Origin of the sequence: Paraburkholderia fungorum (assembly GCF_003610895.1) — a bacterium.
GTDB classification, from domain to species: domain Bacteria; phylum Pseudomonadota; class Gammaproteobacteria; order Burkholderiales; family Burkholderiaceae; genus Paraburkholderia; species Paraburkholderia fungorum_B.
The window spans coordinates 1-5,980 of record NZ_MCAS01000063.1 but is presented as its reverse complement, the minus strand read 5'-3'; the positions used below and the strand labels follow the sequence as shown (position 1 = coordinate 5,980).

At 60.8% G+C, this 5,980-nt stretch carries 5 protein-coding genes; 2 read left to right on the top strand and 3 right to left on the bottom strand.

Features of this window, described 5'->3' with window-relative positions:
• Window positions 1-900 (top strand): LysR family transcriptional regulator (locus tag BCY88_RS35560; protein WP_147408605.1); only part of this gene is annotated, 900 nt, incomplete at its 5' end.
• Window positions 901-986: 86 nt separating this feature from the next.
• Here the strand turns inward: BCY88_RS35560 and BCY88_RS35555 are convergent.
• The 3 genes from BCY88_RS35555 to BCY88_RS35545 all read right to left on the bottom strand — a co-directional run bounded on the left by BCY88_RS35555 (window position 987) and on the right by BCY88_RS35545 (window position 4,813).
• On the bottom strand, window positions 987-2,450 hold the full coding sequence (locus BCY88_RS35555; protein WP_120348764.1) for a mechanosensitive ion channel: 1,464 nt from the start codon (window positions 2,448-2,450) through the stop codon (window positions 987-989).
• Window positions 2,451-2,967: 517 nt separating this feature from the next.
• Window positions 2,968-3,771 (bottom strand): family 1 encapsulin nanocompartment shell protein, encoded by an 804-nt coding sequence (locus BCY88_RS35550; RefSeq protein WP_120348763.1) that lies wholly within the window; start codon window positions 3,769-3,771, stop codon window positions 2,968-2,970.
• Complete coding sequence (locus BCY88_RS35545; protein ID WP_120348762.1) at window positions 3,764-4,813, bottom strand: Dyp-type peroxidase; 1,050 nt, start codon at window positions 4,811-4,813, stop codon at window positions 3,764-3,766. The genes BCY88_RS35550 and BCY88_RS35545 overlap by 8 nt, the downstream gene beginning before the upstream one ends.
• Window positions 4,814-5,234: 421 nt before the next feature.
• Here BCY88_RS35545 and BCY88_RS35540 point away from each other — a divergent pair.
• A partial coding sequence (locus BCY88_RS35540; RefSeq protein ID WP_147408604.1) for a LysR family transcriptional regulator occupies window positions 5,235-5,980 on the top strand: 746 nt, incomplete at its 3' end.

Sequence of the window (5,980 nt, the reverse complement as noted above, 5' to 3'; positions counted from 1 at the left end):
CCGGCCGCAAGCGAGCGCATCGAGCGGCTCGAGAAGTACCTTGGCTGCCGGCTTCTGCTGCGCAGCGCGCGTGCTTTCAATTGCACGCCCGAGGGTCTCACTTTCTACGACCGCAGCAAACGGATTCTGCACGCCGTGGAACAGGCGGTCGCGGAGGTGTCGAGTGACGGGCAGGATCTGAAGGGCACGATCCGTATCGCGGCGCCTCATTGCTTTGGCGAGACGGTCGTGCCGGAGGCGTTGACGCTGGTGCGCGCAGCGTATCCACAACTGGATCTGGAGCTGGTCCTGAACGACCGGATCGTCGACCTCGTGACGGAGGGCGTAGATATTTCGTTTCGTCTTGGTCAGCTCGGCGAAGGGGTCTTCATTGCCCGTCAGCTGGGTCAGGTCGGGCGTGTGCTGGTTGCCGCGCCGGGCTATCTCAGCCGGCACGGTCCGATTGCTGAACCGTCTGAGCTGGTGAGGCATCCGTTCATTCGGGTGCAGGGCATGTTCGGCACGGAACAGTTGCCGCTCAGACACCTGGAGACCGTCGTGGAGAGCGTGCCGATCCGCACTGCAATCAAGACGAGTCATTGGCGGCCCATGTATGAAATGATCCTCTCGGGCGTCGGCATCGGCGTGCTGGAAGAGCCGGCGTGCGTCGATGCGCTCGCCGATGGCCGGCTCGTGCGCATACTGCCCGAATTCGAGGTGCTGCCTTTCGATCTGAATGTACTGATCCAGGCGCAGCGTCCAGTGCCGCCGCGGGTCAGGATGCTTGTGACGATGTTAAGAAAGTGCACTTCGGAAATCCTGGGGCGAGTGCACGTCGACTGCGGCGAAGTGGCCAGTGGCTTTGAAGTACTGCCCGAGGAGGAGGTGTCCGCACTGCTGAAACCGTCGTTGCGAGCCTGAGCCCGCAACGACGGTTGTCGAGAATAGACGTTCTGGCCGGCCTCCGTAGGCGTTACGGAACGCCGGCCGACACGGCGCGGAGCGGCTCAGGTTTTATCCTGCGGGCCATTGATCCAGCGATCGAGCAGCTTGCCGGCCGCCTCGCGACCACCCAGACCGAACGACAGCGCAACAGCCACTGCGATCGCGCCGAGTACGAGTCCAAAGGCGAGCTGGACAATCTCGTTCGCAATGCCCATGGCGTGAAGACCCATTGCGAATACCAGTCCGAGAATCGCAAACTGCGCGATTCGCGCGAACAGGACACTGTGTTCACCGTCGGCCTGCTGAATCAGCCGACGGGCAAGATCGGCAAGCCAGAAGCCGATGATGAGAATCACGGCGCCCATAAGCACGTGTCCGCCGAATTCGATGAACAACGTCACAACGTCGCGCACCTGCGAGAAGCCCAGACGGTTCGCGGCTTCGACAACGGCGAAGAGCATGGCGAAGAACATGATTAGCCGCGCCACCAGCACCGAGGGCTGCAACATGCCGGTAAACACGTGGCCTACACCAAGCAACCCCGGCAGCGTGTCGGCGCCTGCAGTCCCAAGGACCTTCTGCGCGAGTGCGGCAAGAAAGCGTGCAACGTAAAACGTGACCAGCAAGATGACGATGGCCGCGATCAGGTCCGGAATCGCGCCAAAAAACTTGTTGAGCATATCGGTCGCAGGACCTGAGATCGCCTCGATCCGCAGTGCGTCGAGCGCGGAGATCAGCGTCGGTACGAACACGAAAAGGTAGACCAGGGTTCCCGCCAGATTCGCCAGCTTGACGGGTGCCGGGCTTCCGACCTCCTGCGGCAGGCGGTCCGCCCCAGCCGCATTGAGCAGGTTCGTGACGAGGCCACGCAGCACGCGCGCGACGATCCAGCCGACGAAGCCGATCGCGATCGCGGCGAACAGGTTCGGCACGATGTCCAGCAGCCTGTTGATCATGCCCTGCACGGGAGCAAGCAGGCCGGACAGCGCGAACGCGGACAGGATCGCCGGTAGAAACATCAGGATGACAAGCCAGAACAGGACATCGCACAGGTAGCCGCTGGCTGGCTTCACGTCCGCGTTCGCGGACAGTCGTTCGTCGAACTTTCCGGCCTTGAGCGCGCGGCGTGCGACACCGCGCAATACCAGCGCAATCAGCCATGCGATGAGCGCCAACACGGCGCCGCCAATCAGGTTAGGCAGATAGTCAACGATCTGCGCGAGGAGCTGGGAGAGCGGACCGGAGACGGAGTAGAGATTCAGAACGTTAAAGATGCCGACTGCGGTGACAAGCAGCACCAGCCAGAACAGGCCGCCCGCAATCAGCTGTTCGACGAATGCGCCTTGCCCGGCGTTTTCGGCAATGCGCTCGTCGATTTTCAGCATGGCGAGCAATTTGCGCACGCCCGCGCGCACCAGCACGGCGATTAACCAGCCGACAATCAGGATACCGATGGCAGCCGCGATCCGCGGTAGATACGCCCCGAGCGAGGTGGGAAAGGCTATGGCGAAGTTGGAAGGTTCCATTTTTCTTTCTCGTGGAGTACTAAAACCAGATAAAAAGACCGCACGCATTCGGCCTGGCTGGCGGAAGCGGTCGACTATTTGGCGTAGATACGCGCCCGACCTGAACAACACGACGACATGAACGTCTTGCAATTCGTTTGCGGCTTTCCGTACAAGTCCACTTTGATTTAATTATCGAGCCATTCGCTGACCTGAAGAATCCTGGTGCACCCCGATTTTAAATATCAGTTTATGCTATCTCCCAGTTTATCCAGCTATCGATCTGGGTATGACTTCCCTCAACCGATAGTAGGAATCGGAAATGAACGTGGGGTGACTTTGGGGGAAATCGCTATCGTTTGTTGCGTGTGCAGCAAACGCCGCAGCGGGGGGAGTGCTGCAGCCTGCCGGAGCAGGTGTTTCACATGGCCGGCACGATCGGCAAGACTTTTGAAAAGGCCCGGAAAATGAAATCGATCCGGGCCTGTGCAGGTGCTTATTGCGTTTTCCTTATTGCGCTTGCTTCATTCCGCTTGCTTCATTCCACTTGTGTGAGCGACACCGACGCTTCGCTCGTCAGCATCAGGAAGGTCAGCGTTTCGCGCAGATAGAGACGCACTACCGTGTCGGTATGGCCCGCATAACCGATCGACAGCTCTTCGCCGAGGTGCAGTTCGAAATCGCCGCCGCGTGTGGATATCACGCTGCCGCCTGCAAGCGCTGGTGCCCAGATGATGTCGCCATTCACGATCCGTTTGAGGTGTTCGATGACCGGATAACCCTGGTCGCGTGCTTCGGCGAGCGCCGTGTACGCGTCGGCGCCAAGCAGCACGGAGTAGGGTCCGTCCACGCCGGCAAGCCGCAGTTCTTCGAGCGCGTTGCTAATCGTGTTCGGATAATCGGCGATGTCGGCCGGTAGGGCGAGCGAGGGATTCGACGAGCCTTCGCGCAAGCCGCCGATACCCGCGGCCTTGTAGCCGTCGAAGATCGCGCGATCTTCGGCATAGGCGAGTTCTTTTGCTGCTTCCTTCGCGGGCTGCCAGTCCGCATCTTTCGCGCCGCGCAAGACGCTGTCGATCGCTTCGCGCTGCAGTTCGAACGGCACGGTCAGCTCGACGAGGCTCTTGACCTCGGACAGTTTCGCCACGACGCCCTGCTGCGGCGCGGTGATCGCGATCTGGTGCCCCGTGCCGACGGCGGATAGTTCTGTTCCGCCGGGACCCTTGACGTCGACCACGCGACGGCCGGCAACGCTGCGCTTGAAGGTACGAGCCACTTCGTCTTCGATCTGCGACCAGGCGGCATGGGAGATGGGGGCAAGCTCGCGATGCAGATTATTCATGTTGAGAGATTCCCTTAAGAGAGCCAATATTCAGCGAGCCGTCATGACGCGGCTCGGCAGACGAGGAGGGTTCGGGCGATTGCGCTGCAGCTTGCGGATCGCGATCCGCGAGCGCCTCGAGCAGGGTGGCCGACGGGACGAAGAAGAGGTTGCCCGTAACCGCGCGGCTGTAGTCGAGCAGCCGGTCGTAATTGCCCGGCGGCCGCCCGACGAACATGTTTTCCATCATCAGCTCGATGGGTTCGGGCGAGCGCGCATAACCGATGAAGTAGGTGCCGAACTCGCCCATGCCGGGGCGGCCGAACGGCATGTTGTCGCGGAGGATCTTCACTTCCTCGCCGTTCTCGGTGATCGTGGTGAGCGAGCTGTGCGAACACGAGGGTTTGACTGCTTCGTCGAGTTCGATGTCGGCCAGTTTCGTGCGGCCGATAATGCGCTCCTGAGTCTCGACCGAAAGCGCGTTCCAGCCGGTCATGTCATGCAGATACTTCTGCACGATGACGTAACTGCCGGCCTCGAATTGCGCATCTTCGTCGCCGATGAGCGTGAAGTCGACGGCCTCGCGACCTGCCGGATTCTCGGTACCGTCGACAAAGCCCACCATGCTGCGCAGATCGAAGTTGCGAAAACCGTGTACTTCTTCGATCACCGTGACCGCATCGCCGAGCCGTCCTGCCAGTTGCGTGGCAAGTTCGAAGCAGAGGTCCATCTGATCCGCGCGGATATGCAGCAGGATGTCCCCTGGCGTGCTCACGGCGCGGCGTTCGCCCGAGCCGAATTCGCGAAACGGATGCAGGGCCGCCGGGCGCGGGGCGCCGAACAGCGTGTCCCACACGTCGGAGCCGAAGCCGACAACGCACGACAGGTTGCCGGACGGGACGCGCTTGCCGACCGAGCGCACCAGGGCGGCAACGTCGCCGCACCACGCACGCACCTGCTCAACGGGGTCCTGACCATCCTTGAGGGTCGCGACGATAAAGATCGCGCTACGGGTGATGTTATTACATACGGCTTGCGGTTCTGGGATGTCGTCTTTAGGCATCGGATTGATTATTGATAAACCGTCATGGACTCCAGGAGTGGAGCGAATGCTTTCCACCATCTATACATCGGGTGATGTTATACCGCCCGGGCACTTTATGGAAAGTGCGCAAAGGCCTTCTGTGAGTTCGCATGCAGCGTTTGGCGGCCAGAATGGCGGAGCGATTGTGTTTCGATTGCGCTTCGGTTGCGTTCTGCATGTGAGGCCCGCCGACATTGTGTCAAGCAGCGCCGGCCGGCGTTGGGCGCAGATTGGATCCGACATTATTCTGTCGTAAATCTCTGCTTCTCCTTCGATACTTCATATTGGGTCCGACGGCCTTTTATTCTCCCGTCATATCGTTACCATTCGAGCAGGTTTCGTTATCGCAGCGAGAAAGGCGGTGCCAATTAATTCGCATTGCGAATGGAGGTTGAGTGCGGTGAATCTGCTCGAAGCCATGCGCATCTACGTCAGGATGGTTGAGCGTGGAAGTATTTCCGGCGCGGCGCGGGACCTCAATATCGGGCAGCCGGCCGCAAGCGAGCGCATCGAGCGGCTCGAGAAGTACCTTGGCTGCCGGCTTCTGCTGCGCAGCGCGCGTGCTTTCAATTGCACGCCCGAGGGTCTCACTTTCTACGACCGCAGCAAACGGATTCTGCACGCCGTGGAACAGGCGGTCGCGGAGGTGTCGAGTGACGGGCAGGATCTGAAGGGCACGATCCGTATCGCGGCGCCTCATTGCTTTGGCGAGACGGTCGTGCCGGAGGCGTTGACGCTGGTGCGCGCAGCGTATCCACAACTGGATCTGGAGCTGGTCCTGAACGACCGGATCGTCGACCTCGTGACGGAGGGCGTAGATATTTCGTTTCGTCTTGGTCAGCTCGGCGAAGGGGTCTTCATTGCCCGTCAGCTGGGTCAGGTCGGGCGTGTGCTGGTTGCCGCGCCGGGCTATCTCAGCCGGCACGGTCCGATTGCTGAACCGTCTGAGCTGGTGAGGCATCCGTTCATTCGGGTGCAGGGCATGTTCGGCACGGAACAGTTGCCGCTCAGACACCTGGAGACCGTCGTGGAGAGCGTGCCGATCCGCACTGCAATCAAGACGAGTCATTGGCGGCCCATGTATGAAATGATCCTCTCGGGCGTCGGCATCGGCGTGCTGGAAGAGCCGGCGTGCGTCGATGCGCT

What these genes read in the sequence shown, in the direction of transcription:
- BCY88_RS35555 (WP_120348764.1), bottom strand. Translation starts at nt 2,450, where the DNA reads ATGGAACCTTCCAACTTCGCCATAGCCTTTCCCACCTCGCTCGGGGCG.
- BCY88_RS35550 (WP_120348763.1), bottom strand. Translation starts at nt 3,771, where the DNA reads ATGAATAATCTGCATCGCGAGCTTGCCCCCATCTCCCATGCCGCCTGG.
- BCY88_RS35545 (WP_120348762.1), bottom strand. Translation starts at nt 4,813, where the DNA reads ATGCCTAAAGACGACATCCCAGAACCGCAAGCCGTATGTAATAACATC.